17 protein-coding genes are annotated in these 16,660 nt (G+C 61.9%); 10 read left to right on the top strand and 7 right to left on the bottom strand.

What is annotated here, in order from left to right:
* Nucleotides 1-41 precede the first annotated feature (41 nt).
* Entirely contained in the window at nt 42-2,480 is a 2,439-nt protein-coding gene (gene hrpB, locus GF111_RS16880) for an ATP-dependent helicase HrpB (RefSeq protein ID WP_186766887.1), read from the bottom strand.
* Between the two features lie 188 nt (nt 2,481-2,668).
* Here hrpB and thpR point away from each other — a divergent pair, with 188 nt between their 5' ends.
* The 6 genes from thpR (at nt 2,669) to folK (ending at nt 7,647) form a co-directional block, all read left to right on the top strand.
* Entirely contained in the window at nt 2,669-3,211 is a 543-nt protein-coding gene (gene thpR / locus GF111_RS16875) for an RNA 2',3'-cyclic phosphodiesterase (protein ID WP_038872406.1), read from the top strand.
* Nucleotides 3,208-3,915, top strand: coding sequence for a DNA/RNA nuclease SfsA (sfsA, locus tag GF111_RS16870; RefSeq protein WP_038872409.1), 708 nt, complete (start codon nt 3,208-3,210; stop codon nt 3,913-3,915). The genes thpR and sfsA overlap by 4 nt, the downstream gene beginning before the upstream one ends.
* A 183-nt stretch (nt 3,916-4,098) precedes the next feature.
* Nucleotides 4,099-4,554 carry an RNA polymerase-binding protein DksA gene (dksA, locus tag GF111_RS16865; protein WP_004937569.1) on the top strand — a complete coding sequence of 152 codons (456 nt, stop codon included), beginning with the start codon at nt 4,099-4,101 and terminating at the stop codon, nt 4,552-4,554.
* A gap of 72 nt (nt 4,555-4,626) precedes the next feature.
* Nucleotides 4,627-5,538 carry a tRNA glutamyl-Q(34) synthetase GluQRS gene (gluQRS, locus tag GF111_RS16860; protein ID WP_047729869.1) on the top strand — a complete coding sequence of 304 codons (912 nt, stop codon included), beginning with the start codon at nt 4,627-4,629 and terminating at the stop codon, nt 5,536-5,538.
* Nucleotides 5,539-5,599: 61 nt separating this feature from the next.
* Nucleotides 5,600-7,147 carry a polynucleotide adenylyltransferase PcnB gene (gene pcnB / locus GF111_RS16855; RefSeq protein ID WP_071591451.1) on the top strand — a complete coding sequence of 516 codons (1,548 nt, stop codon included), beginning with the start codon at nt 5,600-5,602 and terminating at the stop codon, nt 7,145-7,147.
* Nucleotides 7,147-7,647 carry a 2-amino-4-hydroxy-6-hydroxymethyldihydropteridine diphosphokinase gene (gene folK, locus GF111_RS16850; RefSeq protein ID WP_019456064.1) on the top strand — a complete coding sequence of 167 codons (501 nt, stop codon included), beginning with the start codon at nt 7,147-7,149 and terminating at the stop codon, nt 7,645-7,647. Before pcnB ends, folK begins: the two co-directional genes overlap by 1 nt.
* 5 nt (nt 7,648-7,652) lie before the next feature.
* Here folK and qseC read toward each other — a convergent pair whose 3' ends face one another.
* A complete protein-coding gene (gene qseC, locus GF111_RS16845; protein ID WP_038872422.1) occupies nt 7,653-9,011 on the bottom strand; it encodes a quorum sensing histidine kinase QseC in 1,359 nt (452 codons plus the stop codon).
* Nucleotides 9,008-9,670: a quorum sensing response regulator transcription factor QseB gene (gene qseB, locus GF111_RS16840; protein WP_038872425.1), complete on the bottom strand. Its 663-nt coding sequence runs from the start codon at nt 9,668-9,670 to the stop codon at nt 9,008-9,010. Before qseB ends, qseC begins: the two co-directional genes overlap by 4 nt.
* A gap of 166 nt (nt 9,671-9,836) precedes the next feature.
* On the opposite strand from qseB, the gene panB reads away from it, so the two are divergent.
* The 3 genes from panB (at nt 9,837) to panD (ending at nt 12,035) form a co-directional block, all read left to right on the top strand.
* Entirely contained in the window at nt 9,837-10,631 is a 795-nt protein-coding gene (gene panB, locus GF111_RS16835) for a 3-methyl-2-oxobutanoate hydroxymethyltransferase (protein ID WP_004937548.1), read from the top strand.
* Nucleotides 10,632-10,654: 23 nt separating this feature from the next.
* Entirely contained in the window at nt 10,655-11,509 is an 855-nt protein-coding gene (gene panC / locus GF111_RS16830; protein ID WP_047729867.1) for a pantoate--beta-alanine ligase, read from the top strand.
* Between the two features lie 145 nt (nt 11,510-11,654).
* Entirely contained in the window at nt 11,655-12,035 is a 381-nt protein-coding gene (gene panD / locus GF111_RS16825; protein WP_147191483.1) for an aspartate 1-decarboxylase, read from the top strand.
* 34 nt (nt 12,036-12,069) lie between these two features.
* Here the strand turns inward: panD and GF111_RS16820 are convergent, their stop codons facing one another.
* The 3 genes from GF111_RS16820 to GF111_RS16810 form a co-directional block, all read right to left on the bottom strand.
* Nucleotides 12,070-13,350, bottom strand: coding sequence for a polysaccharide deacetylase family protein (locus GF111_RS16820; protein ID WP_055311947.1), 1,281 nt, complete (start codon nt 13,348-13,350; stop codon nt 12,070-12,072).
* A 177-nt stretch (nt 13,351-13,527) separates the two neighbouring features.
* The gene (locus tag GF111_RS16815) at nt 13,528-14,298 is read right to left on the bottom strand and encodes an ABC transporter permease (RefSeq protein WP_004937535.1); all 771 of its coding nucleotides are present in this window, start codon (nt 14,296-14,298) and stop codon (nt 13,528-13,530) included.
* Nucleotides 14,295-15,218: an ABC transporter ATP-binding protein gene (locus tag GF111_RS16810; protein ID WP_033644695.1), complete on the bottom strand. Its 924-nt coding sequence runs from the start codon at nt 15,216-15,218 to the stop codon at nt 14,295-14,297. Before GF111_RS16810 ends, GF111_RS16815 begins: the two co-directional genes overlap by 4 nt.
* A 210-nt stretch (nt 15,219-15,428) precedes the next feature.
* On the opposite strand from GF111_RS16810, the gene can reads away from it, so the two are divergent.
* On the top strand, nt 15,429-16,085 hold the full coding sequence (gene can / locus GF111_RS16805) for a carbonate dehydratase (RefSeq protein ID WP_038872439.1): 657 nt from the start codon (nt 15,429-15,431) through the stop codon (nt 16,083-16,085).
* Between the two features lie 37 nt (nt 16,086-16,122).
* Here the strand turns inward: can and hpt are convergent, their stop codons facing one another.
* Nucleotides 16,123-16,659, bottom strand: coding sequence for a hypoxanthine phosphoribosyltransferase (hpt, locus tag GF111_RS16800; RefSeq protein WP_048234659.1), 537 nt, complete (start codon nt 16,657-16,659; stop codon nt 16,123-16,125).
* Nucleotide 16,660 lies beyond the last annotated feature (1 nt).

The raw sequence follows: 16,660 nt of genomic DNA, 5'->3' as shown, positions 1-16,660 counted from the left end.
CAGAAGAAACATCTGAATTCCAAACCTTAAATGATCGCGACCTACTGATATTTCTTCGTTCGGCGCGTCGGTACCGCCGTGGCCGGATCGTCCGGCCAAACGTGTTTCGGGTAGCGGCCCTTCATCTCTTTTTGCACCTCGCGATAGGCGCCTTGCCAGAAGGCCGCCAGATCGCCGGTGATTTGCAACGGCCGGTGCGCCGGTGAGAGTAACTCAAGCACCACCGGGATGCGACCCTCCGCCAACATCGGGCTGCGCTGCTCGCCGAACACCTCCTGCAAACGCACCGCCAGCGCCGGCGGTTTGCCGGCCTCATAACGGATCGGCAGGCGGCTGCCGGTCGGCACAGTGTAATGAGTGGGTAGCGCATTATCCAGCCGCTGCTTTTGCTGCCAGTCCAGCAGACGGGACAGCGCCTCGGCGATGTTGACCTGCTTCAAACCGCGCAGATCGCGCACGCCGTTCAGCGACGGCAACAGCCACTGCTCCAGCGCCGCCAGCAGGGGTTCCTCGTCCATCGCCGGCCATGCCGCCTCCGGCAGCCAGGCTTGCGCGCACTGCAGGCGCACCCGCAATTGTTCGGCGGCGCCCTCCCAGTTGAGCACCGCCAGCCCCTGTGCGCGCACCCAATCGAGCAGCGCCTGCTGCAGCTCTTCATCCGCCGGTTTGGCCAGCGGCTGGGCGCGCAGCGTCAGACGGCCGATCTGCTGACGCTTCCAGGCGCGCAGCGTGCCCTTCTCGTCATCCCACTCCACCGCCGTGCGCTGCGTGACGATCGCCGGCAGCTGCGCCGCCAGCGCGTCGATATCCACCGGCAACGCCAACAGGATACGCGCATCGGGGCTGTTGTGGCCCTGCAACAAACTGGGGACGATGAGCCAAGGCGCGCGCGACAGCGCCTCGTCCTGGTTCATCGCCGCCCCCAGGCCGTTGGCCAGCAGGTAGCGGCCGTCCTGGCCTCGCCGCTGGGCGATACGATCGGTAAATGCCTGCGCCAACAGGCGCGGCGCCAGATCGACGTCGATTTGCCCCGCACGTTGCGGCAGGCGTTTGGTCAACTGCGCGGCACGCTGCCGCCAGTTCGGTTGCGGGCGGCTCAGCCAGTAGCCGATATCCATCTGCCCGCCGCGCGGCGGTTCTTCCAGCAATGCCGCCAGCAACGCCGCCGTCGCCAGGCCGTCGGCACTCAGCGCCGCGCCGGCGACCAGCATCGCCGCCAGCCGCGGCTCGCACCCCAGCGCGGCCATCTGGCGCCCCGGGGCGGTAAGTTTGCCGCCGTCATCCGTGGCCCCCAACCGGTGCAGCAACGCCCTGGCCGCCGCCAATGCCGCCGCCGGAGGCGCATCCAGCCAGATCAGCTGCGCCGGATCATGGCATCCCCACTGCAGCAGTTCGAGCCAGAAGCCGGTGAGATCGCTCTGTAAAATGTCCGGTTCGGCGTGTTCCGCCGCGCGCTCCGCCTGTTCTTTGGCGAACAGATGCCAGCAAATGCCCGGCTCCAGGCGCCCGGCGCGCCCGGCGCGCTGCACCATCGACGCCTGACTGATGCGCTGCGTCGCCAGCCGCGTCAAACCATTGCGCACGTCGTAGCGCGCCACACGCTCCAGGCCGCTGTCCACCACCAGCCGAATGCCCTCGATCGTCAGGCTGGTTTCGGCGATGTTGGTCGCCAGCACCACCTTGCGGCGGCCAGACGCCGCCGGTTGAATCGCTTTTTGCTGCTGGGCCAGAGGCAGCGCCCCATACAGTGGGCAAAGATCGGTATCGCTCGCCACCTCGCCGGTCAATCGCTCCAGCACCCGATTGATCTCCGCCACGCCCGGCAGGAACAGCAGCAAAGATCCCGGCTGCTCGGCCAGCAACCGCTTCACCGCCGCCGCTACGCCATCTTCCAGCCGCTGATGGCTGGCCAACGGCTGATACAGACGCTCAACCGGGAAGCTGCGCCCCTCGGACACCACTACCGGCGCTTCCGGCAGCACTTGCGACAGGCGAGCGTTGTCCAGGGTGGCAGACATGATCAGCAGTTTCAGATCGTCGCGCAGCCCTTGCTGCACGTCGAGCAGCAGCGCCAGCGCCAGATCGGCCTGCAGGCTGCGTTCGTGGAACTCATCGAGGATCACCAGCGACACACCCTGCAGTTCGGCGTCCTGCTGCAGCATGCGGGTGAGAATGCCTTCCGTCACCACTTCCAGCCGGGTTTGCGGCCCGCTTTTACTTTCGGCGCGCATGCGGTAGCCCACGGTCTGGCCGGGTTCCTCCCCCAGTTGCTGCGCCAGGCGATAGGCGACGTTTTTCGCCGCCAGCCGCCGCGGCTCCAGCATGATAATGCGCCCCGGCAACCCGGCCTTAGCCAGGATCTGCAGCGGCAGCCAGGTGGATTTACCGGCGCCGGTCGGGGCGTGCAACAGCACCTGAGGAGCGGACTGCAACGCAGCCAACAACTCATCAAGCACCGCGCTGACGGGCAATGAAGACACTGAACTCTCCGTGGTGATTAACGTTAAACGGCGTACAGTGTAGCATTAGCTTTGTCCCCGTAGCCTTTCAAACTGCGGCGGCGTTAGCTATAGTACGGAGCTCGTCCATGCGTCCCGCTTCGCGCGGGACCGTTGCAAGCCGCATTCATCTCTGTCCCGACGGATTTGTCATTATTTACCGAGCCCCCATGTCCAATTCGCGCCGCCTGTTTTTCGCTCTGTCCTTGCCTGATGCCCTGCAACAGCAGGTGATCCGCTGGCGCGCCGAGGCGTTTGCGCCGGAGGCCGGCCGACCGGTGGTGGCGGCTAATTTGCACCTGACGCTGGCGTTTCTCGGCGAGGTCACCGCGCAGAAAGAGCTGGCGCTGCGCAAACTGGCCGGCCGCATCGTGCAACCCGGCTTCAGCATGCGGCTCGACGATCTCGGCCATTGGCCGCGCCCCGGCGTGGTCTGGCTCGGCACCCGCCGCGCGCCGCGCGGGCTGCTGCAGCTGGCCGAGCTGCTGCGTTCGCAGGCCGCCCGCAACGGCTGCCATCAAAGCGCGCTGCCGTTCCATCCGCACATCACGCTGTTGCGCGCCGCCACCCAGCCGGTGGCGATCCCGCCGGCGACGCCGGGCTGGGCGTTCAGCGCCGACGCCTTTTCCTTATATGAGTCGGTGTTCGAAAACGGCCGCACCCGCTATCAACACCTCGAGCAGTGGCCGCTGGCCAAGCAGGCATCCGCATGATTTTCTCTCCACCGCTGCGTTCCGCCACGCTGATCAAACGTTACAAACGCTTTCTGGCGGACGTGATCACCCCGGAAGGGGAAACCTTTACGCTGCACTGCGCCAATACCGGCGCCATGACCGGCTGCGCCACGCCCGGCGACACCGTTTGGTACTCCACCTCGGATAATCCCAAGCGCAAATACGCCCACAGCTGGGAGTTGACCCATACCCGACAGGGGCACTGGATCTGCGTCAACACCCTGCGCGCCAACACGCTGGTGCGCGAGGCAATTGAACACAATTTAATCAATGAATTATCCGGTTACAGTAAAATCAGCGGCGAAGTGAAATACGGCGGTGAAAACAGCCGTATCGATTTGTTATTACAGGCAGAAAATCGGGTTAACTGCTATATTGAAGTTAAGTCAGTCACATTACTGCAACAACAACGTGGTTACTTTCCTGATGCGGTAACGCTCAGAGGGCAAAAGCACCTGCGTGAGTTGCTCAGCGTGGTTGAAAGCGGGCAACGGGCGGTGTTGTTCTTTGCCGTGTTACACAGCGGTATTGAGCAGGTCGCACCGGCACATCATATAGATGAGCGCTATGCGGCGCTGTTGGCACAGGTCCGGCAGTTGGGAGTGGAAGTGGTTTGTTACGGGGCAAAGTTATCACCTGACGGTATTTATCTCTGCGATAAGCTGCCGTTTTTTATCGATTAGCGCAGTCGGGTCCCTATAAATAGACAACCGGCCAGCACGATCGCCAAATACGCCCTCCTTCACACGATTGTCAAGCGGGCGACAGGAATAATTGCCAACCTACCTTCCTTCTGTTATTTATAGCGGCCTGTTTTTCCCCCGCATTGGGGATTCGATAGTGCGTGTGTATGTAGGAGAAGCAACATGCAAGAAGGGCAAAACCGTAAAACCTCGTCCTTGAGCATTCTCGCCATCGCTGGGGTGGAGCCGTACCAAGAGAAGCCGGGCGAAGAGTACATGAACGACGCCCAGTTGTCGCATTTCAAGCGCATTCTTGAAGCGTGGCGCAACCAGCTCAGGGACGAAGTGGACCGTACTGTATCGCATATGCAAGAAGAGGCAGCCAACTTCCCTGATCCGGCCGACCGTGCTACCCAGGAAGAAGAGTTCAGCCTTGAACTGCGTAACCGTGACCGTGAACGCAAACTGATCAAAAAGATCGAGAAAACGCTGAAGAAAGTGGAAGACGATGATTTCGGCTACTGCGAATCTTGCGGCGTGGAGATCGGCATTCGTCGCCTCGAAGCGCGTCCGACCGCCGATCTGTGCATCGACTGCAAGACGCTGGCTGAGATCCGCGAAAAGCAGATGGCCGGCTAATACCGTTGTTACCGCTGCGGCGTGCGCACCTGCGTGCGCCGCACAGAGAAAAGGGAACCTCTCCCCTCTGATATGCAAGAAAGTCATTATGTGGGGCGCTTTGCCCCATCGCCTTCCGGGGATCTGCATTTCGGTTCGCTGATTGCCGCTCTGGGAAGCTACCTTCAGGCTCGCGCCCAACGCGGGCAGTGGCTGGTTCGCATCGAAGATATCGACCCGCCGCGCGAAGTCCCCGGCGCCGCCGCTCGCATCCTGTCCGCGCTGGAACATTATGGTCTCCACTGGGACGGCCAGGTCATCTATCAATCCCAACGTCACGACGCCTATCGCGCCGCGCTGGATCTGTTGCAGCGCCAGGGGCTCAGCTATTACTGCACCTGCACCCGCAGCCGCATCCAGCAGATCGGCGGATTGTACGACGGCCACTGCCGCGATTTGCAGCTCGGCCCGCAGGGCGCCGCCATCCGCTTGCGCCAGACCGCGCCCGTTTACGGGTTCCACGATCGCCTGCAGGGAGAATTGCACGCCGATCCGGCGCTGGCGGGGGAAGACTTTATCATTCGCCGCCGCGACGGGCTGTTCGCCTACAACCTGGCGGTGGTGATCGACGACCATTTTCAGGGCGTGACCGAGATTGTGCGCGGCGCCGATCTGATCGAACCGACGGTGCGCCAAATTGCCCTCTATCGCCAGCTGCAGGCGCCGGTGCCCGCCTATGTGCATCTGCCGCTGGCGCTGGGCGCCAACGGCATCAAGCTGTCGAAGCAAAACCATGCGCCGGCGTTGCCCGCCGGCGATCCGCGCCCGGTGCTGATCGCCGCGCTGAAATTTCTGCGTCAACCGCTGCCGGAAAGCTGGCAAGATCTTGACCTGCCATTATTATTGAGCTGGGCGGTCGCACATTGGCGGTTGGAAAACGTGCCGCGTCAGGAGGCTATCCCTCTGGATGAAAACACGCCGGCATTCTCAAAGGAGCCATGGTGAGCTATGATTAGCCGCTATTTTTTGTTAGCTCCATTTTTATCAGTCACTATCGAGGTGTACCATTTTTACCCGAGTAGCCAACTTCTGTCGTAAGGTACTGACCCGCGATGACAAGCTGCCCCGCGACGACGCGGCGGCCGGCGATAAAAACGTAGTCCGCGAAGAGCGTGCCGCGGCGCCAAGCCGCCCTGCGCCGCAGCCGCGCGCCGCCGATAACGGCAGCAATGCCCCTGCCCGCCGCTCAACGCCGCGCAAGCGTCCGCCTTTTCCTATCGCCGAGAGCAACGACTCGATGACCGTGATCCCGCGCGAACAGCACTCGATCTCCCGCAAAGACATCAGCGAAAATGCGCTGAAAGTGCTTTACCGCCTGAACAAGTCAGGCTACGAAGCCTATCTGGTCGGCGGCGGCGTGCGCGATCTGTTGCTCGGCAAAAAGCCGAAAGACTTCGACATCACCACCAACGCCACGCCGGAGCAAGTGCGCAAGCTGTTCCGCAACTGCCGCCTGGTCGGCCGCCGCTTCCGCTTGGCGCACGTGATGTTCGGGCCGGAGATCATCGAAGTGGCCACTTTCCGCGGCCACCACGAACAGAATCAGGAATCCGACAAAAACTCGTCCCAGCAGGCGCAAAACGGCATGCTGCTGCGCGACAACATCTTCGGCTCGATCGAGGAAGACGCCCAGCGCCGTGATTTCACCATCAACAGCCTGTACTACGGCGTGGCGGATTTCACCCTGCGCGATTACGTCGGCGGCCTGAACGACCTGAAACAGGGCGTGATTCGCCTGATTGGCGATCCGGAAACCCGCTACCGCGAAGATCCGGTGCGCATGCTGCGCGCGGTGCGCTTCGCCGCCAAGCTGGATATGCGCATCAGCGAAGAGACCGCCGAGCCGATCCCGCGCCTGGCCTCGCTGCTGCATGAGATCCCGCCGGCGCGCCTGTTCGAAGAATCCCTCAAGCTGCTGCAGGCGGGTTACGGTTTCCAGACCTACCTGAAGCTGTGCGAATACCAGCTGTTCCAACCGCTGTTCCCGCTGATCGCCCGCAACTTCACGCCGAACCACGATACGCCGATGGAGCGCATTCTGGTGCAGGTGCTGAAGAACACCGATCACCGTCTGCAGAACGACATGCGCGTCAACCCGGCCTTCCTGTTTGCCGCCATGCTGTGGTACCCGCTGCTGGAGCATGCGCAGAAGCTGGCGCAGGAAAGCGGCCTGGCCTACTACGACGCCTTCGCGCTGGCGATGAACGACGTACTCGACGAGCAGTGCCGTTCGCTGGCCATCCCGAAACGCATCACCACGCTGGTGCGCGATATCTGGCAGCTGCAGCTGCGCCTGTCCCGCCGCCAGGGCAAACGCGCGCACAAGCTGATGGAGCACCCGAAATTCCGCGCCGCCTATGATCTGCTGGCGTTGCGTGCGGAAGTGGAAGACAATCAGGAGATGCTGCGTTTGGCCGAGTGGTGGGGCGAATTCCAGGACGCCACGCCGGCGCGGCAGAAAGCCATGCTGAGCACCCTGGGGGACGATCCGGCGCCGCGCCGCGCGCGTCAACGCCGCCCTCGCCGCCGGGCACCGCGTAAAGAAGGGGCATAATGATCCGCGTTTATATCGCGCTGGGCAGCAACCTGGCGCAGCCACTGCAACAGGTTAAAGCCGCACTGGAGGCGCTGGAGCATCTCCCGCGCACCCGGCTGGTCACCTGTTCTTCGTTTTACCGCACCAAGCCGCTGGGGCCGCAAAACCAGCCGGACTTTCTCAACGCGGTGGTGGCGCTGGATACCCTGTTGCCGCCCGAACAGCTGCTCGACCATACCCAGGCGATAGAACGCAATCAGGGGCGTGTGCGCAAGGATGAACGCTGGGGGCCGCGCACGCTCGATCTGGACATCATGCTGTACGGCGACAAGGTGATCCATACCGAGCGCCTGACGGTGCCACATTACGGCCTGAAAGAGCGCGAATTCATGCTCTACCCGCTGGCGGAAATCGCCCCCGACCTGATTTTCCCCGATGGCGAGCCGCTCGCCAGCTGCCTCAAGCGCGTGCCGGAAAACGGCATGGCGCTGTGGCACCAGCCAAAACCCAAGTCCTGACCCTCCTACAGCGCCAACCGCGCAACAAACCCGCCCGCCGGGCGATTGGCGAAACTGACCTGTAGACCATGCAAGCCGGCGATACGCTGCACGATCGAGAGCCCCAGCCCGCTGCCGGTTTGCTCCTGTCCCGGCGGGCGATAGAAGCGTTCTCCGAGCCGCGCCAGATGTTCCGTGGTGACCCCCGGACCGTCGTCCTCCACCGTCAGCGAGCGTTCGCTCAGCGTCACGGTGACGACGCCGCCCTGCGGGGTGTAGCGCACCGCGTTATCCAGCAGGTTGCGCAATAGCAGCGACAGCAGCAAGGTTTCCCCCTGACGCGGCGGCGGCGTTCCCCGATGTTCATAGCGTAGCGTCACGCCCGCCGCATGGGCCTGCCGATCCTGCTCCGCCAGGGTCATCGTCACCAGGTCGTTCCAGTCGATCGGCGCCAGTTCGGCCAGATCGGACAGCGAATCCAGCCGCGACAGCGTCAGCAGCTGATCCACCAGTCGGGTCGCGCGATCGATGCCGAGCGTCAGATTGTCCAGCGCGTGCTCGCGCATCGGCGCATCGTCCCCCGCCAGTTGCACCACTTCGGTCTGCACCCGCAGCGCCGCCAGCGGGCTGCGCAACTCGTGCGCGGCATCGGAGGTGAAGCGCCGCTCCCGCACCAGCAGAGCGTTGATGCGGGCGAACAGCGCATTGAGCGCATCCACCAGCGGGCGCACCTCGGTCGGCACCTGGCGCGCGTCCAGCGGCGTCGCGTCATCGGGTGCGCGCCGGCGCAAACCGGCCGCCACAGTGCGCAGCGGCCGCAGCTCGCGCCCGACCATCAGCGCGATCAGCAGCATCAGCACCGGCAGCGTCGCCAGCCAGGGCACCAGTTGGCCGGTCACCATGCCCAGCGCCATATCGCGCCGGTAATCCCACTCCTGGCCGACCACGATGCGGTAGCGCCCGTCCGGGCTGGTCAACCATACCAGGCGCCAACTGTCGTCATCGCCTTTGCGCTCGCCGTCGGTAAAACCTTCACGCTCCCCGTCAAACAGGAAGTCGGCGCCGTTCTCGCCGTCGTTGAGCAGCATCTTGCCTTGGCGATCGAAGATGGCGAACGCCAGCGCGTCGTCGTCCTGCTCGCCGCGCTTGCCGTGATGCACCAGCTTCTTGGTTTTCGGCAGGCTGCGCGCACTTTCATCGGCCAGCAGATCGCCGAGGTTGGCGGTCGCCAGCCGTTTGGCGAACAGCATCTGTTGGGTGTCGAACACTTCGTTGATGGTGTTGCGCGACATCACCCAGGCCACCACGCTGGCGGTGCTCCAGGTCAGCAGCGCCAGCAGGCTGAAGATCAGGATCAGGCGCAGCCGCAGGCTGAGACGCTTCACGGCGCATCCCCCAGCGTGTAACCCACGCCGTGGATGGTACGGATGAAGCCGTTGCCCAGCTTGCGCCGCAGGTGGTGAATATGTACCTCCACCGCGTTGCTGCTCACCTCGTCATCCCAGTTGTACAGCTTCTCCTGAATCAACGGCCGCGCCAGCACCCGCCCCTTGTTGTGCAGAAACAGTTCCAGCACCGCCAATTCGCGCGGCGTCAGCGTCACCGGCTCGCCGTTGCAGCTCACGCTGCGGGTGGCGCTGTCGAACACCACGTTGCCGTGCGTCAGCTGCGGCATCAGTTGGCCGTGGCGACGGCGGATCAGCGCCTGCAGGCGCGCCGCCACTTCGGCCAGCGCGAACGGCTTGCACAGATAATCGTCGGCACCGCTTTGCAGCCCGCTGACTCGCTGCTCCAGCGCGTCGCGGGCGGTGAGGATCAGGACCGGCACGTCTTGCCCGGCCTGGCGCCACTGGCGCAGCAGATCCAGACCGTCGAGGCCCGGCAGGCTGAGATCGAGGATCACCGCGTCGTACGGCGCACTGTCCAGCGCATTTTTGCCGACGACGCCGTCGGTGAACCAGTCCAGATTGAAGCCGAGTTTGGTCAGCCCGGCCTTGATGCCGTCCCCGATCAGTTTGTCATCTTCGATCAGCAAAATTCGCATGAGTATCCCTTTTGAGTCTTGGCGCCATTGCACCACAAGGTTCTTAAGAACCGCTTAAGCATGGCGATCCGCGCTACCCACCCCGATCGGGTTACAGTAGAATGGCTGCACTTTTTTGCAGCCTGGGCCTGCGTAAGCCGCACGGCCCGTTTCAGGAGACGTTGTGATGAAACCCACCACCGTGACCCACTTGCGCCAGTGGAAACAGGAGCAGCGCAAGTTTGCTACCCTTACCGCCTACGATGCCAGCTTTGCCAAACTGTTTGAAGAGCAAGGCATCAAAGTCCTGTTGGTGGGCGATTCGCTGGGCATGACGCTGCAGGGCCACGACTCCACGCTGCCGGTCACCGTCGCCGACGTGGCCTACCACACTCGCGCCGTGCGCCGCGGCGCGCCGGCCTGCCTGCTGTTGGCCGATCTGCCGTTCATGAGTTACGCCACCCCGGAACAGACCTTCGCCAACGCCGCCGAGCTGATGCGCGCCGGCGCCAACATGGTGAAACTGGAAGGCGGCAGCTGGCTGTGCGACACGGTGAAAATGCTCGCCGAGCGCGCAGTGCCGGTGTGCGGCCACCTGGGCCTGACGCCGCAGTCGGTCAACGTGTTCGGCGGCTATAAGGTACAAGGACGTGACGAACTGGCCGCCAAACAGCTGTTGCAGGACGCGCAGAATCTGGAACTGGCCGGTATTCAGCTGCTGGTGCTGGAATGCGTGCCGACCGAGCTGGCGCGCCAGATCACCGAAGCGTTGTCCATTCCAGTCATCGGCATCGGCGCCGGCAACGGCACCGACGGCCAGATCCTGGTGATGCACGACGCCTTCGGCATCACCGGCGGCCATACGCCGAAGTTCGCCAAGAACTTCCTGGCGCAGAGCGGCGATATCCGCACGGCAGTGCAGCACTACATTCAGGAAGTGGAGCAAGGCCTCTACCCGGCGGCTGAACACTCTTTTAACTAAGCGATGGTTCCAGGAGTCACCCAATGATTATTATCGAAACCCTGCCGATGCTGCGTCAACAGATCCGCCGCTGGCGCCAGGAAGGCAAACGCATCGCGCTGGTGCCGACCATGGGCAACCTGCACGACGGCCATATGACGCTGGTCGATGAAGCGCGCGCCCGCGCCGACGTGGTGGTGGTGAGCATCTTCGTCAACCCGATGCAGTTCGATCGGCCGGACGATCTGGCGCGCTACCCGCGCACGCTGCAGGAAGACAGCGAGAAGCTGACCCGCCGCAGCGTCGACCTGGTGTTCGCGCCGGCTCCGGCCGCGGTCTATCCGCAGGGGCTGGAGCAGCAGACTTACGTCGACGTGCCGGGCATCTCCAGCATCCTGGAAGGCGCAAGCCGGCCGGGCCACTTCCGCGGCGTTTCCACCATCGTCAGCAAGCTGTTCAACCTGGTGCAGCCTGATTTAGCCTGCTTCGGCGAAAAGGATTACCAACAGCTGGCGCTGATCCGCAAAATGGTGGCGGACATGGGTTACGACATCGACATCGTCGGCGTGCCGACCGTGCGCGCCAAAGACGGCCTGGCCCTCAGCTCGCGCAACGGCTACCTGACCGCCGAAGAGCGCAAGGTCGCTCCGCAGCTGAGCAAGATCATGAACGCGCTGGCGCAGCAGTTGGCCAATGGCGAACGCCATGTCGAAGCGCTGCTGGAGCAGACCGCCGAGCAGCTGCGCGCCGCCGGCTTTACGCCGGATGAGCTGTTTATTCGCGACGCCGACAGCCTGCAGCCGCTGACGGTGGACAGCCAGCGGGCGGTGGTGCTGATGGCCGCCTGGCTGGGCAAGGCACGTCTTATCGACAATCAGCAGGTCGACCTGACGCTGTAAGCCATTTTTTATACTGTCGTCACCCTGAAACCCAGACCATTGGTAGACAACGGCGGGGCAATCGGTGACGATAGAGATTGCAGGGATGCAGGAGAGATGTTCAACCCCAGCGCCTGTGAAGGCCGATATTCAGTTAGGTAAAGCTATGATACGTACTATGCTGCAAGGCAAGCTGCATCGCGTCAAAGTCACTCAGGCTGACTTGCACTATGAAGGGTCCTGCGCCATCGACCAGGATTTCCTGGAGGCCGCCGGCATTCTGGAATATGAAGCGATCGATATTTACAACGTGGATAACGGCCAGCGCTTCTCCACCTACGCCATCGCCGCCGAGCGCGGTTCGCGCATCATTTCGGTCAACGGCGCCGCCGCGCGCTGCGCCTGCGTGGGCGACAAGCTGATCATCTGCTCCTATGTGCAAATGACCGACGCCGACGCCCGCCAACACCATCCGAAAGTCGCCTATTTCGAAGGTGACAATAACCTGCTGCGCAAGGCGAAAGCCGTGCCGGTTCAGGTCGCCTGACGCTAAAACGGGCGCCTTGCGCGCCCGTTCTCCCTTACTGCACCACCACCGTGCCCGGCTTGTTGGCTATTCGATCCGCCATGGTCTGGATCGAGTCGGTGCGCAGAATATACAGCCGCTTCAGCGTATAGGGGTTATCCCCCGGTTTCACCTTGCCCTGCACCGTGGTCACCGCCAGATGGAAACCGGCATCCTGCGCCGCCTGGATCGCCCGCTGGTTATAGCCGCCGAACGGGTAGGACAGATACAGCACGTGCGGGTTGAACTGCGACAGCGCGCGGCGCGAGCGCTCAAAATCGAACTCGATATTGTGCAGCGAACGGCTTAGCAAAATCGGCTGGCGATTGCCGTCGGTGCGGTGCAGGAAGTGGGTGTGCGACTGCACGTCGAACACGTCCTGAATCTGCTTCAGCTCCGAGACGCTCATAAACTGCAGCGAGTCCGGGTTCCATTTCTGCGGGTGGCGCTTGATGCGCGAAGAGATGATGAACGCCGTCGCGCGGAAACCGTAATCCTTCAGCACCGGATAAGCGTAGCGATAAACCGACTTCAGCCCGTCGTCGAAGGTCAGCACGATCGCCTTGCCCGGCAGGTTGATCTGGTTCTTCAGGTAGGCTTCCAGCTGGTACAGCGAAATGGTGTCGTAACCCGCCTGTTTCAGGTAGGTCATCTGGTTGCTGAACGCCACGTCAGAGGTGGTAGTCGAGGTGTGGCGGAAGCGTTTGTTCTCTTCGTTTTTCAGCAGGTGGTGGTAAGTCAGCACCGGGATGCCGTTATCGATCTCGCAGTCCAACTCACTGACGAACCCCAGCCGATCGCCGATGTTGACCTCGTACCAGGTGTTGTTCAACCGGTCCTTCAGTTTGCCGATGATCGGGTAGCGCAGGTTGCCTTCCAGCGTGCCGAAGACCTCGCTGTCCTTGTCCGCCGCGGTGTAAACGTCGATCGTTTTTTGGGTGATCAGGTTCTGGTTGGTCAGCGGTTTGTTCAGCTCGCCCAGATCGTCTTGCACCTTGCGCGACTTCTTCAGCTCACGCACGTCGTCTTTATCGATAAAGCCGGTACCGTGCCCGAATTTGAATTCGTAGTATTCCGCATCCGCCGGGAACACCTGGATCAGCTGCCCGCGCTTCACTTCCCCGACCGGGATCACATGCTCGCCTACCAACGCATAGACTTCGCTGTCGCGCTGCGCTTCCATGTATTCAGATTTAACCGCGCTGTCTTCCGACAGCAGATTCGCCAGGCTCACAGGGGAAACCAACGACATCAGAATGCCGAGTAACCCAGCCGCTAACTTGTATTGAGGCCGCATGATGATGTTCTGCTTACGAGTGCGTAATGACAAAAGTGAAGGAAATGTGGAGCGCCAGCATAGCACGATTTGAACAGCGGGGAACTAGCGGTTATCTGAGCAATTCTATTGATTTACGTGCCGCCTGCGCCAAATCAAGAAAAGTGCCCCCGCCGGGAAAGCGGGGGCGCGATACGATCAGCTGCGCAGGCCGCGGCCGCGCTCGATCAGGTACCAGGACAGCAGGTAGAACACCGCGATAAACGCCACCAGCACCGCCATGGTGAACGCCAGCGGCACATCGTTGATGCCGAGGAAACCGTAGCGGAACCCGCTGATCATATAGACGATGGGATTCAGCTTGGACACCGCCTGCCAGAATGGCGGCAGCAGCGACAGCGAGTAAAACACCCCGCCCAGGTAGGTCAGCGGCGTCAGGACGAAGGTCGGGATCAGGCTGATGTCGTCGAAGGTGGTGGCGAACACCGCGTTGATCAGCCCCGCCAGCGAGAACAGGATCGCCGTCAACAACAGCGTCAGCGCAATCACCCACCAGGCGTGTACCTGCAGCGGTACGAAGAACAGCGAGATGATGGTCACCAGCACGCCGACGCAGATGCCGCGCGCCACGCCGCCGCCGACATAGCCGGCGATCACCACGTGGGTCGGCACCGGCGCCACCAGCAGTTCTTCAATGTTGCGCTGGAACTTGGCGCTGAAGAACGACGAGGCGACGTTGGCGTAAGAGTTGGTGATCACCGCCATCATGATAAGGCCGGGCACGATGAACTGCATGTAGCTGAAGCCGTGCATATCGCCGATGCGCGAGCCGATCAGATTACCGAAGATGATGAAGTACAGCGTCATGGTGATCACCGGCGGCACCAGGGTCTGGATCCAGATGCGCGCGAAGCGGTTCACCTCTTTGGCCCAGATGCTCTGTAAGGCCACCCAATACAAACGCGTCATGCTTTTTCTCCATTGCCGTTAACCAGGGTGACAAACAGCTCTTCCAGGCGGTTCGCCTTATTGCGCATGCTCAGCACCTGCACGCCCTGCGCGCTCAGCTGGGCGAATAAGCCGTTCAGCCCCTGCTCGCGCATCACCTCCACTTCCAGCGTGGAGGTATCCGTCAGGCGGCTGCGGTAACCGTCCAGCTTCGGCAGCGGGCTCTTCGCCGCCAGATCGAGGATAAAGGTTTCCGACTTCAGCTTGGCCAGCAGCCCCTTCATCGAGGTGTTTTCCACCAGCTCCCCGTTCTGGATGATACCGATGTTGCGGCACAGCATCTCCGCCTCTTCCAGATAGTGGGTGGTAAGGATAATGGTGGTGCCCTGGGCATTCAGCTCTTTCAGGAAGCCCCACATCGAACGGCGCAGCTCGATATCCACCCCGGCGGTCGGCTCATCGAGGATCAGCAGCTTCGGCTGATGCATCAACGCGCGGGCGATCATCAGGCGGCGCTTCATGCCGCCGGACAGCATGCGGGCGCGCTCGTTGCGCTTGCCCCACAGATCCAGCTGGTTGAGGTATTTTTCGGCGCGCGCCATCGCTTCACGCCGCGTGACGCCGTAGTAACCCGCCTGGTTCACCACGATCTGCAACACGGTCTCGAACGGGTTGAAGTTGAACTCCTGCGGCACCAGGCCGAGCTGGCGCTTGGCGTTGACGATGTCTTTATCGATGTCGTAACCGAACACCCGCACGCTGCCGGCGGTTTTGTTCACCAGCGAGCTGATGATGCCGATGGTGGTGGATTTACCGGCGCCGTTTGGCCCCAAAAGGGCATAAAAGTCCCCCGCCTCGACGCTCAGGTCGATGCCGCGCAGCGCCTTGACGCCACCGGCGTAAGTCTTGGTCAGCTGCGCTAATTCCAGTGCATAATTCATATGTAAAATAGTACCTTATGACGATGAGTATGCCGCCGCGCCCCTGTCTGCGAGGCTTGAAACAATAACGATAATCCTAGCATCGGCGACGTTTCCACTGAGTCGAATCCGTGCGGAAAATGAGGTTGCACCACTGTTCCGATTTCCAAATTGTGACGCTTACCCTATATTACCCCAACGCAATCTGTTCGTTACGAGTCAATAAACTCCATGAAAGAAATCGAAGAGCTTATCGCCAACAACCATGCCTGGTCGGCCAATATCAGTCAGGAAGACCCGGAATTTTTTGAACGTTTAGCCCAGGCGCAAAAGCCCCGTTTCTTATGGATTGGTTGCTCTGACAGCCGCGTTCCCGCCGAACGCCTGACCGGCCTCGAGCCGGGTGAACTGTTCGTCCATCGCAACGTGGCGAACCTCGTTATCCATACCGATCTTAACTGCCTGTCGGTGGTGCAGTATGCGGTAGATGTGCTGGAAGTCGAACACATCATCATCTGCGGCCACCTGGGCTGCGGCGGCGTGCAGGCGGCGGTGGAAAACCCGGAGCTGGGGTTGATCGACAACTGGCTGCTGCACATTCGCGACCTGTGGTACAAGCACAGCTCGCTGCTGGGCGAACTGCCGCCGGAGCAGCGTTTCGACATGCTGTGCAAGATCAACGTCATTGAGCAGGTGTACAACCTGGGCCACTCCACCATCATGCAGTCCGCCTGGAAGCGCGGCCAGAAGGTGATGATCCACGGTTGGGTCTACGGCATTCAGGACGGCCGCCTGCGCGATATGGAAGTGCTGGCGACCAGCCGCGAGAGCCTGGAGATGGGCTACCGCAAAGCGATAGCCAAACTGAAGCAGGATAAGGGCGTATAATCCCGCCGCGGGCGCGGCTGGCCGCGCCCCACATCAATTACTCGTCCAGCAGCACCACTTTACCGACGTACGGCAGGTGACGGTAGCGCTGAGCGTAGTCGATGCCATACCCCACCACGAACTCATCAGGGATCGAGAAGCCGACATATTCGACCGGCACCTGTACTTCACGGCGCTCAGGCTTGTCCAGCAAGGTGCAAATCGCCAGCGATTTCGGCCCGCGCAGCGCCAAAATCTCGCGCACTTTGTTCAGCGTGTTGCCGGAATCGATGATGTCTTCCACGATCAGCACGTCTTTGCCGCGAATGTCTTCGTCCAGATCCTTGAGGATCTTTACGTCGCGGGTGGTGGACATGCCGCTGCCGTAGCTGGAGGCCGTCATAAAGTCGACTTCGTGCGGCACGTCGATCGCGCGGCAGAGATCGGCCATGAACATGAAGGAGCCGCGCAGCAGCCCGACCAGCACCATGTCGCTGCCGCTGTCGCGGTAATGTTCGGTGATCTGGCGGCCAAGTTCGGCGATACGGGTCTTAACTTCCTGCTCGGAAATCATTACGTCTACAGTGTGTTTCATA

The organism is Serratia sp. HRI, assembly GCF_010119335.3.
Lineage (GTDB): Bacteria > Pseudomonadota > Gammaproteobacteria > Enterobacterales > Enterobacteriaceae > Serratia > Serratia nevei.
The sequence above is the reverse complement of the archived record's forward strand: the minus strand, read 5'-3'. Positions and strand labels throughout refer to the sequence as shown.

What these genes read in the sequence shown, in the direction of transcription:
- panD (WP_147191483.1), top strand. Translation starts at nt 11,655, where the DNA reads ATGATACGTACTATGCTGCAAGGCAAGCTGCATCGCGTCAAAGTCACT.
- can (WP_038872439.1), top strand. Translation starts at nt 15,429, where the DNA reads ATGAAAGAAATCGAAGAGCTTATCGCCAACAACCATGCCTGGTCGGCC.
- hpt (WP_048234659.1), bottom strand. Translation starts at nt 16,659, where the DNA reads ATGAAACACACTGTAGACGTAATGATTTCCGAGCAGGAAGTTAAGACC.
- folK (WP_019456064.1), top strand. Translation starts at nt 7,147, where the DNA reads ATGATCCGCGTTTATATCGCGCTGGGCAGCAACCTGGCGCAGCCACTG.
- panB (WP_004937548.1), top strand. Translation starts at nt 9,837, where the DNA reads ATGAAACCCACCACCGTGACCCACTTGCGCCAGTGGAAACAGGAGCAG.
- qseB (WP_038872425.1), bottom strand. Translation starts at nt 9,670, where the DNA reads ATGCGAATTTTGCTGATCGAAGATGACAAACTGATCGGGGACGGCATC.
- GF111_RS16815 (WP_004937535.1), bottom strand. Translation starts at nt 14,298, where the DNA reads ATGACGCGTTTGTATTGGGTGGCCTTACAGAGCATCTGGGCCAAAGAG.
- GF111_RS16810 (WP_033644695.1), bottom strand. Translation starts at nt 15,218, where the DNA reads ATGAATTATGCACTGGAATTAGCGCAGCTGACCAAGACTTACGCCGGT.
- gluQRS (WP_047729869.1), top strand. Translation starts at nt 4,627, where the DNA reads ATGCAAGAAAGTCATTATGTGGGGCGCTTTGCCCCATCGCCTTCCGGG.
- GF111_RS16820 (WP_055311947.1), bottom strand. Translation starts at nt 13,350, where the DNA reads ATGCGGCCTCAATACAAGTTAGCGGCTGGGTTACTCGGCATTCTGATG.
- thpR (WP_038872406.1), top strand. Translation starts at nt 2,669, where the DNA reads ATGTCCAATTCGCGCCGCCTGTTTTTCGCTCTGTCCTTGCCTGATGCC.
- panC (WP_047729867.1), top strand. Translation starts at nt 10,655, where the DNA reads ATGATTATTATCGAAACCCTGCCGATGCTGCGTCAACAGATCCGCCGC.
- dksA (WP_004937569.1), top strand. Translation starts at nt 4,099, where the DNA reads ATGCAAGAAGGGCAAAACCGTAAAACCTCGTCCTTGAGCATTCTCGCC.
- sfsA (WP_038872409.1), top strand. Translation starts at nt 3,208, where the DNA reads ATGATTTTCTCTCCACCGCTGCGTTCCGCCACGCTGATCAAACGTTAC.